Origin of the sequence: Gynurincola endophyticus, assembly GCF_003991195.1 — a bacterium.
In the GTDB taxonomy this organism is placed as follows: Bacteria; Bacteroidota; Bacteroidia; order Chitinophagales; family Chitinophagaceae; genus Gynurincola; species Gynurincola endophyticus.
On the sequence record NZ_RCWL01000021.1, the window covers coordinates 1 to 1,392 of the forward strand.

Here is a 1,392-nt window from a genome sequence, read left to right on the forward strand (position 1 = left end):
TGCCAGTCTTCTTTCAATAAGGTCTTTAATTCACCGGCAGCACCCACACGCCTAAAGAGGAGCACCATTTTCAAAGGATATAGATTCCAATACTAAATATTCTATTTTTTTATTTTTTTTATAATCTAAAATATAGTGATAGCTATCTAAAACATGATCTACCCATTCTGTATTATTATTCTGTAGAGATATTAAATAATCTATATTCTTTTTTAAATAATTTTTTAGTAAAAACTCTTCAAATACAAAATCCATCCCTTTTGGTTGAATTTTAATTTTTCTTTTATATATGTATATATTGTAGCTTTTGTTGGAACTCATATCATGTACCAAACACTCAGAAACCTTTCCATAATAAATTGACATCCCCGTATAAACCCATGTATATATGTATATAATATGATTAGAATGCTTTAATTTTCCCCGTAACTTTTTAAATACTTTCTTAGACGGATTCCAATCCCCTTCCCATTTTATAATATCTGAGTCTTCATTATTAACTTCTTCCACCTGACGATCTATTTCTTTATACAAAGAGCTGGTAGTACAGGACGAAACGATTATTACTAATAGGAATATTGAATATTTCATGGATTTCTTTTTGTTTGCAGAATTTGCATTAGGTATTGGTGAACTACGGGTGTCAAGCTATACCCTTTTCCAAATGCTGTCTTAAGGGGGGCATTTAGCAGTCTGGTGGCTTCTATTGGTATACCATCGGGGGAGCTTGAGTAATGGGTTCTTAATGACATACCCTGCTCTGCTCTTAACATATTCTCTACCGTTGAAGCATATATTTCTGATACACGGATATCATTCGGTAAATTATTAGATTTGCCATCTGCCCATATTTGCCCTAATACAGAACTATTTGCTGTCTGATTTGAAAAACTATGCACCAATTCATGAAATAATGTAACATGAAAAGGAGTTTTTCTAAATCCACTTGTAGTCATTACATTCACCTGCTCATCAAAAAATGTCAAAATTTTTTCCCCACTCTCACTAGTAAGGTTTTTATTTTTTTTATTTTTTGTTGTAAGGTAATTTTTCTGCACAGTTACATTCACCTCATCGTTATTAAATAAATTCAGATAGGTGCTTCCGAAAGAATTCTCATCATCCCCTCTGATTTTATTTAATGCATTTAATAGCTTACCTGCATAACTTTTCTTATCTACTTTAGCTTCGATATCCCATTCTAAGGTTTCCTGATTTTGGGAATAGAGTGAACCATTATTATAACGATAAGAATTTTGTCCATCAAAAATGCTGATCCACCTTCCATCCGGGTCAATAAACCTTATCGGATTATTCAATCCATAGTTATAGGGCGACCACCTTCTTCCTTTTTCTGCCAATGGATCCACCTGATTCCACCTACCGATCTGC

The 1,392-nt window shown here is 33.0% G+C and carries 2 protein-coding genes; both read right to left on the reverse strand.

All coding sequences use genetic code 11. The features are described 5' to 3' along the window. Positions 1 to 51: 51 nt before the first annotated feature. Complete coding sequence (locus tag D9O48_RS18670; RefSeq protein ID WP_126974516.1) at positions 52 to 591, reverse strand: hypothetical protein; 540 nt, start codon at positions 589 to 591, stop codon at positions 52 to 54. Next, the coding region (locus D9O48_RS18675; RefSeq protein ID WP_199750637.1) for an RHS repeat-associated core domain-containing protein at positions 588 to 1,392 on the reverse strand (805 nt) is incomplete at its 5' end. The genes D9O48_RS18670 and D9O48_RS18675, both read right to left, overlap by 4 nt.